11 protein-coding genes, 1 pseudogene and 1 riboswitch are annotated in these 15,508 nt (G+C 41.2%); of the genes and pseudogenes, 3 read left to right on the top strand and 9 right to left on the bottom strand.

Annotation, left to right across the window (positions count from 1 at the left end; translation table 11 throughout):
* Window positions 1-42 precede the first annotated feature (42 nt).
* Window positions 43-1,158: a sugar ABC transporter substrate-binding protein gene (locus COE25_RS00810; RefSeq protein WP_098930138.1), complete on the bottom strand. Its 1,116-nt coding sequence runs from the start codon at window positions 1,156-1,158 to the stop codon at window positions 43-45.
* 129 nt (window positions 1,159-1,287) lie between these two features.
* Window positions 1,288-1,395, bottom strand: a riboswitch (SAM riboswitch).
* Between the two features lie 271 nt (window positions 1,396-1,666).
* Between COE25_RS00810 and COE25_RS00815 the strand changes: the two are divergent.
* Window positions 1,667-2,844: pseudogene (locus tag COE25_RS00815) on the top strand (MFS transporter).
* 70 nt (window positions 2,845-2,914) lie between these two features.
* Here the strand turns inward: COE25_RS00815 and yfkAB are convergent.
* A complete protein-coding gene (gene yfkAB / locus COE25_RS00820; RefSeq protein WP_098930140.1) occupies window positions 2,915-4,033 on the bottom strand; it encodes a radical SAM/CxCxxxxC motif protein YfkAB in 1,119 nt (372 codons plus the stop codon).
* Window positions 4,034-4,249: 216 nt separating this feature from the next.
* Between yfkAB and COE25_RS00825 the strand changes: the two genes are divergently transcribed.
* Window positions 4,250-5,050 (top strand): formate/nitrite transporter family protein, encoded by an 801-nt coding sequence (locus tag COE25_RS00825; RefSeq protein WP_098930142.1) that lies wholly within the window; start codon window positions 4,250-4,252, stop codon window positions 5,048-5,050.
* A 153-nt stretch (window positions 5,051-5,203) separates the two neighbouring features.
* On the opposite strand, the gene recQ is transcribed toward COE25_RS00825, so the two are convergent.
* A complete protein-coding gene (recQ, locus tag COE25_RS00830; RefSeq protein ID WP_098930144.1) occupies window positions 5,204-7,336 on the bottom strand; it encodes a DNA helicase RecQ in 2,133 nt (710 codons plus the stop codon).
* A 225-nt stretch (window positions 7,337-7,561) separates the two neighbouring features.
* Between recQ and COE25_RS00835 the strand changes: the two genes are divergently transcribed.
* Window positions 7,562-8,206 (top strand): HAD family hydrolase, encoded by a 645-nt coding sequence (locus tag COE25_RS00835; RefSeq protein ID WP_098930146.1) that lies wholly within the window; start codon window positions 7,562-7,564, stop codon window positions 8,204-8,206.
* An 88-nt stretch (window positions 8,207-8,294) separates the two neighbouring features.
* Here the strand turns inward: COE25_RS00835 and COE25_RS00840 are convergent, their stop codons facing one another.
* The 6 genes from COE25_RS00840 to COE25_RS00865 all read right to left on the bottom strand — a co-directional run bounded on the left by COE25_RS00840 (window position 8,295) and on the right by COE25_RS00865 (window position 15,348).
* A complete protein-coding gene (locus COE25_RS00840) occupies window positions 8,295-8,492 on the bottom strand; it encodes a DUF4083 family protein (RefSeq protein WP_257208669.1) in 198 nt (65 codons plus the stop codon).
* 132 nt (window positions 8,493-8,624) lie between these two features.
* On the bottom strand, window positions 8,625-9,719 hold the full coding sequence (locus COE25_RS00845) for a CaiB/BaiF CoA transferase family protein (protein WP_098930148.1): 1,095 nt from the start codon (window positions 9,717-9,719) through the stop codon (window positions 8,625-8,627).
* 15 nt (window positions 9,720-9,734) lie between these two features.
* Window positions 9,735-11,309 (bottom strand): fatty acid--CoA ligase, encoded by a 1,575-nt coding sequence (locus COE25_RS00850; protein WP_088085734.1) that lies wholly within the window; start codon window positions 11,307-11,309, stop codon window positions 9,735-9,737.
* A 17-nt stretch (window positions 11,310-11,326) separates the two neighbouring features.
* Window positions 11,327-12,484 (bottom strand): thiolase family protein, encoded by a 1,158-nt coding sequence (locus COE25_RS00855; RefSeq protein ID WP_098930150.1) that lies wholly within the window; start codon window positions 12,482-12,484, stop codon window positions 11,327-11,329.
* Window positions 12,485-12,498: 14 nt separating this feature from the next.
* Window positions 12,499-13,644: an acyl-CoA dehydrogenase family protein gene (locus COE25_RS00860; protein WP_098930152.1), complete on the bottom strand. Its 1,146-nt coding sequence runs from the start codon at window positions 13,642-13,644 to the stop codon at window positions 12,499-12,501.
* A 168-nt stretch (window positions 13,645-13,812) separates the two neighbouring features.
* The gene (locus tag COE25_RS00865) at window positions 13,813-15,348 is read right to left on the bottom strand and encodes a long-chain-fatty-acid--CoA ligase (RefSeq protein WP_098930154.1); all 1,536 of its coding nucleotides are present in this window, start codon (window positions 15,346-15,348) and stop codon (window positions 13,813-13,815) included.
* Window positions 15,349-15,508: the final 160 nt, after the last annotated feature.

A 15,508-nucleotide genomic window follows, 5' to 3' on the forward strand; every position in this document is an offset into this window, starting at 1 on the left:
CTCTTCATCTATTGAAAAAGAGAGTGTCTAGTTGTATACCGACTATTCTTTATAATGCTTCTTTAACGTTTTTATCCACTCTTCCTCAAATGCAGTCGATTGACCCCAGCCTGGGATAATTTTTGCCAGATTAACCATGTTCACAGGCTCTTTTGCTTTGAGAAGATTTTCTTGTGAAACAAGGGAAGCATCTAAATCAAAGGTCTGTGGTGTTTCTTCACCCGCAAGCTTTTTCGCAAGTATTCTCATATCAACAGCACCGATAAGTTTCGGATCGACAGCTGCTGTGTATTTCCAAGCACTGCCTTTTCTTTGAATTTCTTGCAGATCCGCATTGGAAACATCGATTCCATAAATCTTTACTTCTTCACGTCCCGCTTCTTTCAAAGCTCGTGCTGCACCGATTGCAAAAGCATCCCAAGTAGCAAATATGGCATCGAGTTTGCCCTTTGGATATTTATTTAACATGGCTGCAACTGCGTTTTGTGTTTGTACACTTGTATCTGCCGCTGCCACACCAAAGCGTTCCACTTCTTTAATTTCAGGATTTTTTGAAAGGACATCTTGATAAACCTTATTACGTCTAACCATTGCAGGGAAACCGTCGACCCATAGGTAGGCAATATTTGCTTTTCCGTTTGTATTCTTTACGAGTTGATCAAGGGCCAAAGTTGCTAAGGCTTCATCATCCTGTGAAGTAAGCGTTACTCCATCAACCTTCGCAATATTTGGATTCGAGTCAAATGTAACTACACTTTTTCCTTTTTCAACTATCTTTTTTACATCATTAACAGTCGCATCATCGTCACCATGAGAAATGATAAATCCATCATAATCCTGGTCTAATGACTGATTAATAGCATCATGGAACTTAGCTGTGTCACCATTTGCGGAAAACACGTCCACTTGAAAACCTAAGGCTTCTCCCTCTTCTTTTGCACCTGCTAAGAACTGGGCAGTATGATCGTCACCGCCAATTTTTCGGATAACCTTGATTTTTAACGGATCACCACTTGTAAACTTTTCAGATACACCTTCAAGTGAAACCTTTTTATGAGCGCTTGCTTGTTTTGTTTCTCCCTCAGAAGCACAGCCTGTGAGTAAGAGTGTTGCTGCTAATGCTGATACGAGTGTACTTTTAAAGATATTTCTTTTCATGATTAAAGCTCCCCCTTTTAGATTCTTATCAATACTCCATTACTCCGATTGGAAAGGTTTGTTTTTATATAAAAATAAAAAACCTCTCCAGAAAAGAGAGGTTTCATCACAAATTAAGGGACTACTCCTCTCTTATCTTTCAAAACAATAAATTGTTTTGCAGGATTTAGCACCAATTCCAAACGGAACGGTTGCTGGGCGTCATCGGGCCAGTCCCTCTGCCACTCTTGATAAGAGAACGTATTATTCATTTAAAGTAATAAATTAGATTTTAGTCTCCCATTAACAAGTTGTCAATAGTGTTTTGAATATTTGTAATACAGTTATTATTCCCAATCCGCCAAAACCTTTGAATAGTAGTAAACGTAATTTCCAATTTTATATATAAGGGATATCCCTTTAAAAATTATCAGAAATTTCGGTATGATAATATTTAGTTAATCGAAATACATTTCAGAAAGAAGTGTTATTTAAAGTGTATCAGGAGAGAAGTGCAAAGCGTAATTTAATGATCATGTGGTTTGCGAACTTCTTTGTAGCAGGAAGTATGACAATGGTTATGCCGTTTATTTCATTGTACATTGAGACGTTTGGTAACTTCACGGAAAAATATGTTCAGCATTGGTCGGGAATCACCTTTGGGATCACATTTGTTTCTGCCTTCCTCCTCTCACCAATTTGGGGTAGAATTGGCGACCGTTATGGGAGAAAAAGAATCCTTATCATTTCCGGATTAGGGATGGGCTTATCTATTTTTCTAATGGGCTATGTCCATTCTGTCTGGCAACTACTGTTACTGCGCTTTTTCATGGGCTTCTTTTCGGGCTTTATTCCGATGTCACAGGCTTTTATCTCAACGCAAACACCGAAGGAGATTGCGGGACGTGTTCTTGGTACCAAACAGGTAGTATTACAGGTTCATTGTTAGGACCGATACTGGGTGGTGTTTTAGCTGATTCTCTTGGCTATTCCACTACCTTTAAATGGACGTCCATTTCGATTTTCATCTCTGTCCTGTTAGTGATTGCCACAAAGGAATTCTTGATACCTATTTCTAAGGGTGCAAAAACACATTACTCAAGCAAAGAAGTTTTTAAACATATTATTCGTAACCCTGTGTTATTAACAGTCCTACTAATTTCAGCCCTAGTTCAGATCGCTCACTTTAGCATTCAACCAATTTTATCCTTATTTGTTAGTGATCTGCATGGCACAACTAATGTTGCCATTTATTCAGGGATTGCTTTTTCCGCTGCGGGACTGGGGAATTTGTTAATGTCGAGAAATTGGGGGAAAATCGCTGATAAGTATGGGTATATCAAAATATTAGTTATTCTTCTTTTTCTAGCGGGGATTGTCTACTTGCCTGGGGCAGCGGTTTCTAGCCTTTGGCAACTGGTTATCATCCGCTTTGCACTGGGTGTTACGATTGGCGGAATTATTCCTGTACGGATTGCATATATCCGTCAAGAGGCACCGATTGCGATGCAAGGCGAAGTATTAGGCTATAATACCAGCTTGCGCTTCCTTGGGAATATTGTCGGCCCGATGCTGGGTGGATTCATATCTGGTTACTACGGTTTTTCTGCCGTTTTTATCAGTACAAGTTCATTATTAATTATTAGCGGATTTATTTTATTTGTTTCAATGCATCGTCACCCAAAGCTTGTAAAACACTCGATTTAATTACTTTAAGATTGGGCAAGGAATAAGTAAAAAAGCACTTTAAATTTAATGCATTTAAAGTGCTTTGGCTTTATTTCTTAATTCTGTTTTCTCGCTTGGTAAAGTCCATTTCCTGATAATAACTGTTCTTAACTAATATATTGGGTCCAAGGCATTTAACCGCCGGGCAATGACAGCTTAATTCCTTTGCTAAGGCAGACGACTGCCAGGTATCATATGCATGTAACAGATTTGTTGTCAGAATATTTCCAAGTGGCGGTGTATCACCGAAATCAGTAACAATAATATCTCCGTTAAAAATATTTACATTCAATCGCGAACGTCCATCAGGGTCATTTCTGACGGTGACATTTTTACTTTTATATAAACGTTGTAAAAGAGCTAAATCCTCTTGATTATCGCTGCATGCATAAAATGGGAGCGTGCCAAACAGCATCCACACATTTTCATCTCTGACATCTAGTAAGTGATGGATTGCTTCTCTTATTTCATTAAGTGATAAGCTTTCGAGATTGCTAGCAAAATCACTTGGGTACATTGGATGTATTTCATGGCGCTGGCATAGCATTTCATCAACAATTTGGCGGTGAATTTTTTCTAAATACGGTAGTGTCCGCTTGTTTAGCATCGTTTCCGCCGATACCATCACCCCTGCTCTTACCAGTCCACGACTATTTTCTATCATTCTATTAAAATATTTTTCCCGTTGTTCATATTCAGGCTTCCGTTCCATTCTGGCAAAGCCACCCTCGACAAAATCATCGACGGTCCCCCAGTTATGCGAAATATGTAAAACATCTAAGTAAGGCACGATTAATCCATAACGATCTTGATCTAGGGTTAAATTGGAATTAATCTGCGTCCGTACACCACGCTCATGGGCATATTTTAAAATCGGTACAACATAATTTTTTACCGAGGATAAGGATAACATCGGTTCTCCTCCGGTAATGCTTATCGAACGTAATGTTGGAATTTCCTCTAATCTTTTTAATAGCAAATCAAGAGGAATCGCCTGTGGATCCTTTGTTTGGAGTGTATAGCCTACCGCACAATGCTCACAGCGCATATTACAAAGTGTTGTTGTGGTGAACTCGATATTGGTTAACTGAGGCTTTCCATATTGCTCGATATCTAAATAGGCTTCCCATGGATCATACGAAGGGGTAATTTTTTTCAATGTCGACATAATGACTCCTTAAAATCAGTCTTCAAAAAACTCCTCTATTATAACTGAATTACGGATGTTATTGCTATTTTTAACTATTACAAAAGTTTATGTTTTATAAAATGTTATTATACTAAGCTTGTTTAATGAAAAATTTACCCAATAATACATAACTAAGCCCTTTTCGATTAAAAATAAACGGATAATATCTATTCGTGAATGGTGGTTATGACAAACATGGAAATGCAGCCATTAGGTGAAGCCGAGAAACTCGCCCTAAAAAAGATGAAAATTTTCCGGAAAAGCATCCTCCGTTATATTTTACGGGCGGCGCTTGCTAGTATGTTTATCGGCTTTGGCGTCATTGTAGCGTTTAAAACGGGGAATTTCTTTTATGTTAAAGATAACCCGTTTGCCTATCCGATGGCGGCACTTACCTTCGGATCTGCTATCATTTTAATCGCTTATGGCGGTGGCGATTTATTTACCGGAAATACGTTTTATTACACTTATGCAGCGCTGCGTAAGAAAATGACCTGGACAGAGGTTTTGAAGTTATGGGTTTGCAGTTATGCTGGAAATATTCTCGGGGCGGCGGTCTTTGCCTTTATTATTTTTACAACAGGGCTTTATGAAAGTTCAGAGGTTAACGGCTTTTTACTCCATGTTGTCGAGATCAAAATGCAGGTTCCAACAACCGAGCTATTTTTCCGAGCGATTCTATGTAATTGGCTCGTCTGTATGGCCTTTTTTCTTCCGATGGGTCTAAAAGGCGATGGACCGAAGATGTTTGCGATGATGTTGTTTGTTTTTTGTTTCTTTATTTCCGGATATGAACATAGTATCGCTAACATGTGTACGTTTGCCATTGCCTTAGTTTTAAACCATCCAGGGACGATTTCATGGGGTGGAGTGATTCACAATCTAGTGCCTGTAACGATTGGCAACATGATTGGCGGCGCTGTTTTCATGGCGATGATGTACTATTATGCTAATAAGCCATTTTTAGATGAATATGATAAAGAACAGGGCAGCTAAGTTTACATGCTGCCCTGTTCTTTTATTAGGTGATATCGACAAATTCCCGGGGAAATATCAACAAGATAACAGGGATATCGACAACAATTAAGAATATTCTAAAAATATTGATAATTGTATTATTTCATTGATGAATGCCTTCTTTTTGCCAATCTATTTCTTTTTGCTAATAAAATAAACATAGGCTTTGATCATAAAATAGCTTACTTCCTCGGGAAGCAATTCCTTTATTGGTTTGAGGCGCTCCCGTCCAGCTTCTGCCAAGGCTTTTTCTAGAAGCGGCATGTAATCATCCGGAATATGTTTTGAAAAATCAACTTCTAACCCTTGTTGCGCACATTGAAGTAAGTGGGTTTCCACCGTGCTAACTGCTAAATTCCGCTGCTCGGCAATTTCCGCAATCGAAATATTCCCCTGATGTAATTTTAATGTCTCCAAATGAGAATCGGTTACCCCAGCTTTTTTAGCGGGCTTCTTTGGAGCTTTCTCTAAAGGTACCAACTCACTTTGATAGTCTACATTAGTTTCACAGAAGGTACGGATGGCTTGAATAAATTCTAGGCCATATTTTTTAAGTTTCAGTTCTCCCACTCCACTAACTTGTAAAAATTCTTCCGTAGACTTCGGCAGCTTTGCACACATATCCTTTAAGGCAGCATCAGAAAAAATGACAAATGGAGGTACTTTTTCTGATTCGGCAATCTGCTTCCGCACTTCTCTTAACACTTCAAACAATGGATCATCTTTGGCCACTTGTTTCACCTGTACAGTTTCACGGCGATGGACCTGTTCTTTACCTAACAGAATATCTTTTCCTTTTGGTGAAACGAATAGGGTTGGAAATTGCCCTTGCTCGATCGCGATCAATTCTTGTGATATCAAGAATTCAATAAAGTCGCTGACATCCTTCGAACTCCTATCCTTCATGATTCCATAGGTTGGAAGTCTGTCAAAACCCATTTCTGTTACTTTTTTATTTTTCGATCCTGTTAACACTTGGGCTGTGATCGTTTTACCAAAGCGCTGCCCCATCCGAATGACGCAGGACATCACCATTTGGGCTTCCTTCGTTACATCGATGCTTGTCCTCGTATCCAAGCAGTTGCCGCATCTGCCGCAAGGCTCTGTTTCGGTTTCACCAAAATATTTTAAGATAAATTCCTGCAGACAGTTTTCGGTATGGCAATAATCGACCATTTGCTGGAGTTTAGCTAATTCTTGTGTGATGCGGCTCCGATCACTGGATTGATCAATTAAAAAACGCTGAATTTGCACATCCTGTGAGGAATGAAGCATGATACATTCACTCTTCAAACCATCCCTGCCCGCACGGCCCGCTTCCTGATAATAACTTTCCATATTTTTGGGCTGCTGATAATGTACCACATAACGGATATTAGATTTATCTATTCCCATTCCGAAAGCAGAGGTGGCGACCATCACAGTCGCTTTATCTTCTAAGAATCGTTCCTGCTCACGATTTCGCTCCACATCGCCCATCCCCGCATGATAGCGGGCCGCTTTAATATTCGCTTTCAGTAATTTCTCATAAATTTGGTCGACATTCTTTCTTGTTGCTGCATAGATAATGCCTGCTTCTTTATCATTCTTTTTCAAATAGTCTTTAATAAACTTGTCCCGATCCTGGCCCTTGATAACCGTAAAGGATAGATTTTCCCGCTCGAATCCGGTAATAATCGTATTCTCTTCATCAATGTTTAATAAATCGCAAATATCCTCACGTACTTTTGGTGTGGCTGTAGCAGTAAGGGCTAATACAATTGGCCTTTGCGGCAGGCTATTAATTAGTTGTTGAATATGGCGATAGCTTGGCCGAAAATCATGTCCCCATTGCGAAATACAGTGGGCCTCATCCACGGCTACTAATGGAATGTCCATGCTGTAAAGATCTTCAAGAAATTCACGTGATTCCAAACGCTCAGGCGCTATGTACAGAAGCTTATATTTTCCTTCGGCCGCTTCTATCATTCGCCTATTTGCCTCGCCAAAACTTAACGAACTATTGATAAATGTTGCCGGAATACCGACTTGAATGAGGGCATCAACCTGGTCCTTCATTAAAGAAATCAGTGGGGAAATGACAATCGTGGTACCGGGAAGGACAAGTGCAGGAATTTGATAACAGATGGATTTCCCGCCACCCGTTGGCATAACAGTAATTGTGTTTTCACTAGATAAAACAGAACGGATTGCCTGCTCCTGGCCCGTCCTGAAGGAGCTATAACCGAAGTGGGATTCTAGTAATGGCAATGCTTTTTCAAACAACATTTTTCCTCCTTTCAATACATAGATGATCCTATTAAGTTAATGATATTCTTACTCTATTATACTGCTTATAATTGGATTTTCAAAAAGCATTTATCAATAATAATAAGTAATCCTTTGGTAAATTGTTTCTATTCTTTTAGTTAAATTTGCGACAGTCGCAGGGATTCAATTTATAATGAAACTACCTAGAAGTAAATTGGTGCACTAGAATGGGAGGAGACCATGACAATTAAAGCTGTTATTTTTGATTTTGATGGAACGATTATTGATACAGAGACGATTTGGTATCAAGTATTTGAGGAATTGTTAAAAGAGAAGTTTAATATTGAATTGCCACTAGAGGAATTTGCTAAATGTATTGGAACTACAGATGAGGGATTTTTTCAATACTTAGAGGCACAAACGGGAATGAAGGTTGATTCGAAAAAAATAAATAAATTAGCACATGAGCGCTTCTTAGAAAAAAAGGGAATTTTAGAAGTGCGTGAGGGAGTTGTGGAAAAATTAGAGGAAGCTAGGGAGCTCAGGCTTATGATTGGGCTTGCCTCTAGTTCATCGAGAGAATGGGTCGAGGGGTTCCTTAGACAGTTTCAGCTTTGGGAGTATTTCTCGGTAATTAAAACAAGAGAAGATGTAGTAAAAGTTAAACCTGATCCTGCCCTTTATCTAAAGGCCTTAGAGGAGTTGCAGGTAGAGCCGCAAGAGGCACTAGCAATTGAAGATTCACTTAATGGAGCCTTAGCAGCAATTGAAGCAGGGATGAGATGTATCGTGATCCCAAATCCGGTTACATCATTTTTAACCTTTCACGAAAAAACCATTCGTTCAGAGTCCTTTGTTGACTTTAGCTTAAAACAAATCATTTAACAAGAAAACGCTTAGGTCTTTGAGCTGCACCCGAATTGTTGGACACTAATCTAACAATAAGGGGTGCAGTTTTTTCAAATGATTTCATTTACTCTTCTGTCCTATTATTTACTTTAATCGTTTGAATCAGTTCATCCAACTTCTCATTTCTTTGTTGGTCTAATTTGGTTTTTTCATTCATGAACCTTATTGTTCTTACTATGAAATATATACTAAACACAAGAATGACTAAATACAATAAAATTGGAATCATGGCAACGAGACCAAAAATATCAGTTCTGCCCATCACCCAAAACCTCCCCTTAAATATGTAATTATACCATTATTATACATTAATGTTTTCATATTGTATGGTGCAATTACAATCTATACAAAGAATAGACTGCCAATTGATCCTCGGGCAGTCTAGATTCTCCTTTTATATCAAAATATTATTCAATATCTCGTCTTTATGCTCGTTTTTTTGAGGTGGAGGGACAATGGATTCCTGCTCAAAGTCACTATGCATTTTAACTTGATAGTCTCCCCAAGAAGAGGCAAAGATGAGCTCCTTCTCTTGAAAGTAAGGGTTCTCGTTTAATTCCCCTATCTCAAGGACAGGAGCCATACAGCAGTCTACCTTTTGGGCGAATTCAATCCACTCAAAGAAGGTTTTGCTCTTAAAAAGTGCTGAGATTTCTTGAAAAATTGGATTGGACTCCACCGATTGGGAAAAGTGCGACTGAATCCATTCTTCACGACCATGAGCCCTGCAAAAATTATCCCAAAACTTTGGTTCGAGAGCGCCAATGCTCATGTAACGTCCATCCATCGTTTCATATAAGGCGTATGAAACAATGCTTCCATTAAGAACATTAATGCCAGTTCCCGCCCCGGTTTCTTTCTCAACCATGACATGGTTCCCCAATAATGACACCAGTTGGTCAGTAATCGAAATAGAATGATAGCTCCCTTTTCCCGTTAAGGCTCTCGAAACGAGTCCGGCCAATATCCGTTCATTAGCAGCAAAACCGCCTATATAATCGGCAAGCGTAATCGACGGATGGACAGGTTTGCCGGCCTTATCCTTGAATTGGGCTAAAACCCCACTTAAAGCCATATAATTGAGGTCATGGTTACCCAGTTTACATAGCGACCCCTTTTGTCCATATCCTGATATAGAGCAGTAGACGATATCAGGTTTTACCTGTTGAACCGCCTCATATCCTAACCCGAGCTTCTCCATGACACCTGGTCTAAAACTTTCGAGAACCACATCCGCGTTTGCAATTAATTTCCGGGCAGTGTCAATTCCTTCTTGCTCCTTCAAGTTAAGAGTGATGCTTTTTTTCTGACGGTTGTTAGCTAAAAAAACAAGCCCGTTTCCCTGCTTTGAAATCCCCGTATGCCTGGCAGGATCTCCTTCAGGAGGCTCCACCTTAATAATCTCCGCACCCAATTCGGCCAATCGTAGGGTTGCGAAAGGACCTGGCAAATAGTTCGTGAAATCAATGACTTTTATACCTTTTAACATAGTAGGGACCCTCTTTTATGAATTTGTAGTACCTGGGGTAAATAACTCCCCAAGTTGTTTTCTCAAGACAAATTTCATGATTTTCCCACTGGCATTTCGAGGCAGCGCTTCACAGAAAATATATTTTCTCGGGCGTTTGTAATTGGCAAGCTGATTGCTGTTTTTGCAGTGTATATCCAGTTCTTCGTCAGTTACTTTCGGATCCTTTTTTACCACGAAGGCAGTTACAGTCTCACCCCACCGGTCATTTGGCTGGCCAACTACTGCCACGTCAAGGACACCTGGGTGGGCATGTAAGAGGTCTTCGACTTCCCTTGGATAGATATTTTCGCCGCCACTGATAATCATGTCATCGACACGGTCATTGACATAAAGGTACCCCTCATTATCGAGGTAACCAATGTCTCCGGAATGGTACCAACCTTTATACAATGCTTTTTCTGTCGCTTCTGCTCGGTTGAAATAGCCGGCCATCATACATGGTCCTTGAACAATTATCTCTCCGGTTTCACCGACTGGTACCACATCATCTGGATCTGAGGGGCCGTCTTCTCTAGTGCGAACAACCCTAATATCATGACTCAAGGCTGCTTGCCCTGCCGAACCCGCTTTCCTCAGTTGGTCCGTTTCTGATAGAAAAGTAATGGCTGGTCCCATTTCAGTCATTCCATAGGCTTGAATTAATGAGATTCCTAGGCTGTCATGGAGTGCATGAACGAGTGATGGGGCCATTGGCGCCGCACCATATAAACCAAGCTTCAGACTGGATAGATCATATTTGCTTAGGTCCTCTTGTAGGAGCATGTTCCACATGGTTGGCGCAGCAAAGAATTTCGTGATTTTTTCTTTTTCGATCAATGGGAGGATCGCCTTTGGATTGAATTGATGCAAAATGACATTACTTGCTCCTGCATGAATCCTTGGCAGGAACGCACAATGGAGTTCGGCGCAATGAAACATTGGTGCTGTTACGAGACCAACATCTTCCGCTCTTAGTTTGCATGAAGCAATGCAGAATACACTTTGGTCTACCATATTGCGGTGGGTGTGCATAACTCCTTTCGGTCTTCCCGTTGTCCCGCTGGTATAGATAAACGCATATAGATCGGTTTCCTTTACGTCCGCCTGAACGCCCTCGGTTGATGAAGCGGCCAGTTTTTCCTGATAACTAACAGCATACGAGGGGGCTCCGTCATCAATAAACCAGAAGGAGGCCTTGTCGAAGCGATTGGCGATCGCTGATATAGCAGGTTCCAATGCTTTTTCAAAAAGAACAACCTTTGGGGTGGCATCAGAAAGAATATAGGCAACTTCTTCTTGCATCAAGCGAAAATTAATCGGATTGAAAATCGCACCGATTTTCGCACAGGCGAAAAAAGCTGTCCCTAATTCTTCGGTATTAAACATGAAGGTGGAAACACGATCGCCTTTTTGAACGCCTTCTTTTAAGAGGGCATTGGCGAGCCGGTTCACTTGTTCGCTCCATTCCTTATAAGTATACCGGACATTTTTTCTGACATCGTAAATCGCTTGTTTGTTCGGATACTTTTTCACCGTTAAGTCAAAGATTTTCCCGATTGTCGTGCTCATTGAATCGCCTCCAACTCTTAGTTTAAACGCTCAATAATCGTCGCATTTGCCATTCCGTGGCCTTCGCACATGGTTTGCAATCCGTAGCGCCCGCCTGTCCGCTCAAGTTCGTGCATCATTGTCACCATTAAACGCGCCCCGCTGCCGCCAAGCGGATGACCAAGGGCAATCGCTCCGCCATTTGGGTTTAGTTTCGCTGGGTCTGCTCCCGTCTCCTTCAGCCAAGCCAGCGGAACAGAGGCAAAGGCTTCATTGACTTCAAACACATCAATATCATCGATGGATAAGCCAGACTTTTCTAGTGCCTTTTCTGTAGCCGGAATTGGTCCTGTCAGCATCAAAGTTGGATCCGAACCAACCACCACGCGTGTGTGAACACGGAAGCGCGGTTTTAGACCAAGTTCTTCTGCTTTTTCGCGCGACATTAGTAATAAAGCAGCTGCCCCGTCGCTTATTTGGCTGGAGTTTCCGGCATGAATCACTCCATCTTCTTTAAAGGAAGTGCGGAGACCTGCCAATGCTTCTATAGATGTTCCTTTTCTCGGACCAGAATCATCCTTGATGACAGTTGTTGTACCGTCAGGAAGCTTTACCTCGATTGGGTAAATTTCTCTTGAAAAATAACCTTCCTCCTGTGCCTTGAGTGCTTTTTGATGACTTTCAAGTGAAAATTGATCCAGCACTTCACGGGTAAAGCCATAGTTTTCCGCAATCCGCTCGGCCGACAATCCTTGATGAATCATTTCGTACTTTGACCTTAAATTTGGACTAAAAGGTTCCTCAGCCCCTTTGTAATTGGAGCCCATGGGAACACGGGACATGCTTTCAACACCGCCGGCGATCACAATGTCCATATCACCGGCAAGGATCGCTTGAGCAGCGAAATGCACAGCTTGTTGACTTGAGCCGCATTGGCGGTCAATTGTTGTCCCCGGGACTTCGATTGGGAAGCCGGCAATTAACGCAGCAACTCTTGCTATATCACCTGCTTGCTCACCCGTTTGGGTAACACAACCCCAAATAACGTCCTCCACAAGCGCTGGATCGATCCCTGCTCGATTGACTAGTTCCTTTAATGTTAGGGCTGATAAGTCATCCGGACGGATATCTTTTAACACGCCATTTCTTCTTCCTACTGGTGTACGTACTCCTTCAACAATTACTACTTCACACATAGTCATCTTCCTCTCTATAATCCTAGATTTTTTGCAATAATCGTTTTCATAATTTCGTTGGTCCCAGCGTAAATGCTGGAAACAGGAATATCACGGAATCGTCTCGCAATCTCGTATTCTTCCATATATCCATAGCCGCCATGGAGCTGCATACACTCTCCGGCAATCTTCTTGGCGATATCGGTTAGCTTAAATTTCGCCATTGATACCTTCGTGACTACGTTTTTCCCTTCAATATGCTCGGCAATTAACTGATCCAAAAAAGCTCTGCCCATTTCAATATCGGTTGCCATTTCCACAATTTTAAACTGGGTGTTTTGAAACTGGCTGACTGGTTTTCCGAACGCTTCTCTGCTTTTTACATAGTCAATCGTCATTTTGAGCATGACTTCCGAGGCAGTTTGCGCCCCAATTGCGACAAGAAGCCGTTCTTGTTGGAGTTTTTCCATCAAATAAAGGAAACCATTACCTTCCTCCCCCAGCAGGTTTTCTTTCGGTACACGGCAATCTTCAAAGATTAATTCCGCTGTATCCTGGCAATGGAGCCCGACTTTGTTTAACTTTCTTCCACGTGAAAAACCAGGGGCATCTCTCTCGATGACGAGGAGGCTAACACCTTTATGCTTTGGTACCGCATTTAGGTCCGTTTTAACAGCAACAACGATGAGGTCGGATTGAATCCCATTGGTAATGAATGTCTTTTGTCCATTAACAATATAGTGGTCTCCATCCAATTTTGCCGTTGTTTTGATGTTTGCCAGGTCAGATCCTGTACCCGGTTCTGTCATGGCAATCCCTGTAATAATTTCACCGGTAACACATTTCGGAAGCCAGCGCTGCTTTTGCTCTTCTGTCCCATAAGCAGTGATGTAAGGGACGACAATGTCATTGTGGAGGCCAATCCCAATTAAGCCTGAGCCCACTCGTTCCAACTCTTCATTTATGACAACCGCGAATCCCCAATCGACCTCACTGCCGCCATATTTTTCATCTATATCAGGGCAAAGAAACCCCTGCTCCCCCATCTTTTTCCAGAAGGAACGCGGAATCATCCGGTCCTCCTCCCACTGCTCATAAAAGGGATATGCTTCTTTGTCCAAAAACTTTCTCAATGACTTGCGAAAAATTTCATGATCCTCATTTAAATATGGATGTTTCATGTTAAATTACCTCACTTTCAAGTGGAAGCGCTTTCTATTTGGGTTTTTTTTTTAATTCTTCTCCTTACTACATATTTTCGGATACTCACTACATATTATTGGGCACTTACTACCTATTTCACGATTTTTACGACATTTACTGGAAATCGATTACCAATTTTGATTTTCTTAGTCCAATTTACCGCTTCTCACCTCTCTCATTTTCTGACGAAGCTGGTACTTCAATACTTTCCCAGAAGCGTTCCTCGGCAGCTGCTCTTCTATAAAAATTCGCCTTGGAACTTTATAGCCTGCTAGTTTTTGACGACAGAAGTTCTTCAATTCCATCTCATCTATCACTGCACCTTCCTTTGGCACAATAATCGCACAGACTGCCTCTCCCCAAACCTCATCGGGCAAACCAATAATAGCCACATCGAGGACGTCCGGATGTTCAAAAAGAATACCTTCAACCTCAACGGAGTAAACATTTTCTCCGCCTGATATAATCATGTCTTTTTTACGATCAACTAACGTGGTATAACCTTCTTCATCAATCGTCGCTAAGTCTCCGGTATAGAGCCAGCCATTTTTCAAGGTGCTCTTCGTTTCTTCCGGCTTTTTATAATATTCCTTCATCACCATGTCACTGCGAACAATAAATTCACCGGTCACTCCAGGTAATACATCATTACCTTCTTCATTGACAACCCTTGTTTCCGTCAAGAAAATAGGTTTTCCCCCCTTGCCAAGGTGATGTTTATGTCCTTCTGGATCGAGGAGAATTCCTCCAGGCCCTGCTTCAGTCAGACCGCAAAGATTGTAAACCTGATCAGTTTTAAAGAGTTGAATGGTTTTTTTGACATGTTCCGGTGCCATTGGGGCTACCCCGTATCCGACTCTTTTAATAGAAGATAAATCATAATCTGCTGCATTGGGAACTTGGAGTAGAAAGTTATACATAGCTGGAACCGCAAAAAGATGGGTAATTTTATGTTCTTGAATCGCTAGGAGTGTTTTAACTGGATGAAAGTCACGATGAATAATATGAGTAGCACCAAGTGCCACCCCAGAAATAAGGAATAAGTTTAATTGGGCTGAGTGGAACAGTGGTGCGAGGTGAAGAATTCGTTCATGCTGTCTAATCCCCATATTAATAACAACAGCAATCCCTACTTTAAAAATTTGACTATGATCAAACAGAGCTCCCTTCGGTCGGCCGGTTGTACCCGATGTGTAGAGAATTTCTAAATCATCCTGCTCGGAAACCTCAACATCCGGCTCATTTAGATTATTGGATAAAATCCTTTCATACGAATGGTATCCAGTTGTTTCTGGGTCACCAACGGTAATGACCAACCGAGTTTCCGTGCCTTGTTTGGCCGTTGCGATTATTTGTTCAAACTCCTTGTCACACACAACTAAAGACGTATCGGACTGGTCTAAAATGTAGTGAACCTCTGATGCAGTTAGACGAAAGTTAACAGGTACGGCAACCGCCCCAATTTTGGCAGCGGCAAAAAACGTAAAGACAAAGTGATCGGAATTCTTCATCATCAATGCCAGCTTGTCACCCTTATTTACCCCCTGGACCAATAAGCCGTTTGCAAGCCTATTTACTTCTTCATTAAATTGGCGATACGTATAGCTCCTGCCTTCACATTCGATGGCTAATAATTCGGGAAACTTGCGGGAATTTTGCGCTAAAAGGCTTCCGATATTCATATAAGGATCCTCCTTCAAAAAGACTTCCCTCAATATTCATGCAATTTTTGTGCCAGTATTCAAAAAAAAACAATATATAGGCTATCAGCCCGAAAAGCAGCAGCCTTAAATGACGATATGTTTTTCAAGCAAACACAAAACACAAAAAGGTGTCCATTTT

This window comes from Bacillus sp. AFS031507, from assembly GCF_002584635.1.
Lineage (GTDB): Bacteria > Bacillota > Bacilli > Bacillales > Cytobacillaceae > Neobacillus.

What these genes read in the sequence shown, in the direction of transcription:
- COE25_RS00810 (WP_098930138.1), bottom strand. Translation starts at nt 1,158, where the DNA reads ATGAAAAGAAATATCTTTAAAAGTACACTCGTATCAGCATTAGCAGCA.
- yfkAB (WP_098930140.1), bottom strand. Translation starts at nt 4,033, where the DNA reads ATGTCGACATTGAAAAAAATTACCCCTTCGTATGATCCATGGGAAGCC.
- COE25_RS00825 (WP_098930142.1), top strand. Translation starts at nt 4,250, where the DNA reads ATGGAAATGCAGCCATTAGGTGAAGCCGAGAAACTCGCCCTAAAAAAG.
- COE25_RS00835 (WP_098930146.1), top strand. Translation starts at nt 7,562, where the DNA reads ATGACAATTAAAGCTGTTATTTTTGATTTTGATGGAACGATTATTGAT.
- COE25_RS00840 (WP_257208669.1), bottom strand. Translation starts at nt 8,492, where the DNA reads ATGGGCAGAACTGATATTTTTGGTCTCGTTGCCATGATTCCAATTTTA.
- COE25_RS00845 (WP_098930148.1), bottom strand. Translation starts at nt 9,719, where the DNA reads ATGTTAAAAGGTATAAAAGTCATTGATTTCACGAACTATTTGCCAGGT.
- COE25_RS00850 (WP_088085734.1), bottom strand. Translation starts at nt 11,309, where the DNA reads ATGAGCACGACAATCGGGAAAATCTTTGACTTAACGGTGAAAAAGTAT.
- COE25_RS00855 (WP_098930150.1), bottom strand. Translation starts at nt 12,484, where the DNA reads ATGTGTGAAGTAGTAATTGTTGAAGGAGTACGTACACCAGTAGGAAGA.
- COE25_RS00860 (WP_098930152.1), bottom strand. Translation starts at nt 13,644, where the DNA reads ATGAAACATCCATATTTAAATGAGGATCATGAAATTTTTCGCAAGTCA.
- COE25_RS00865 (WP_098930154.1), bottom strand. Translation starts at nt 15,348, where the DNA reads ATGAATATCGGAAGCCTTTTAGCGCAAAATTCCCGCAAGTTTCCCGAA.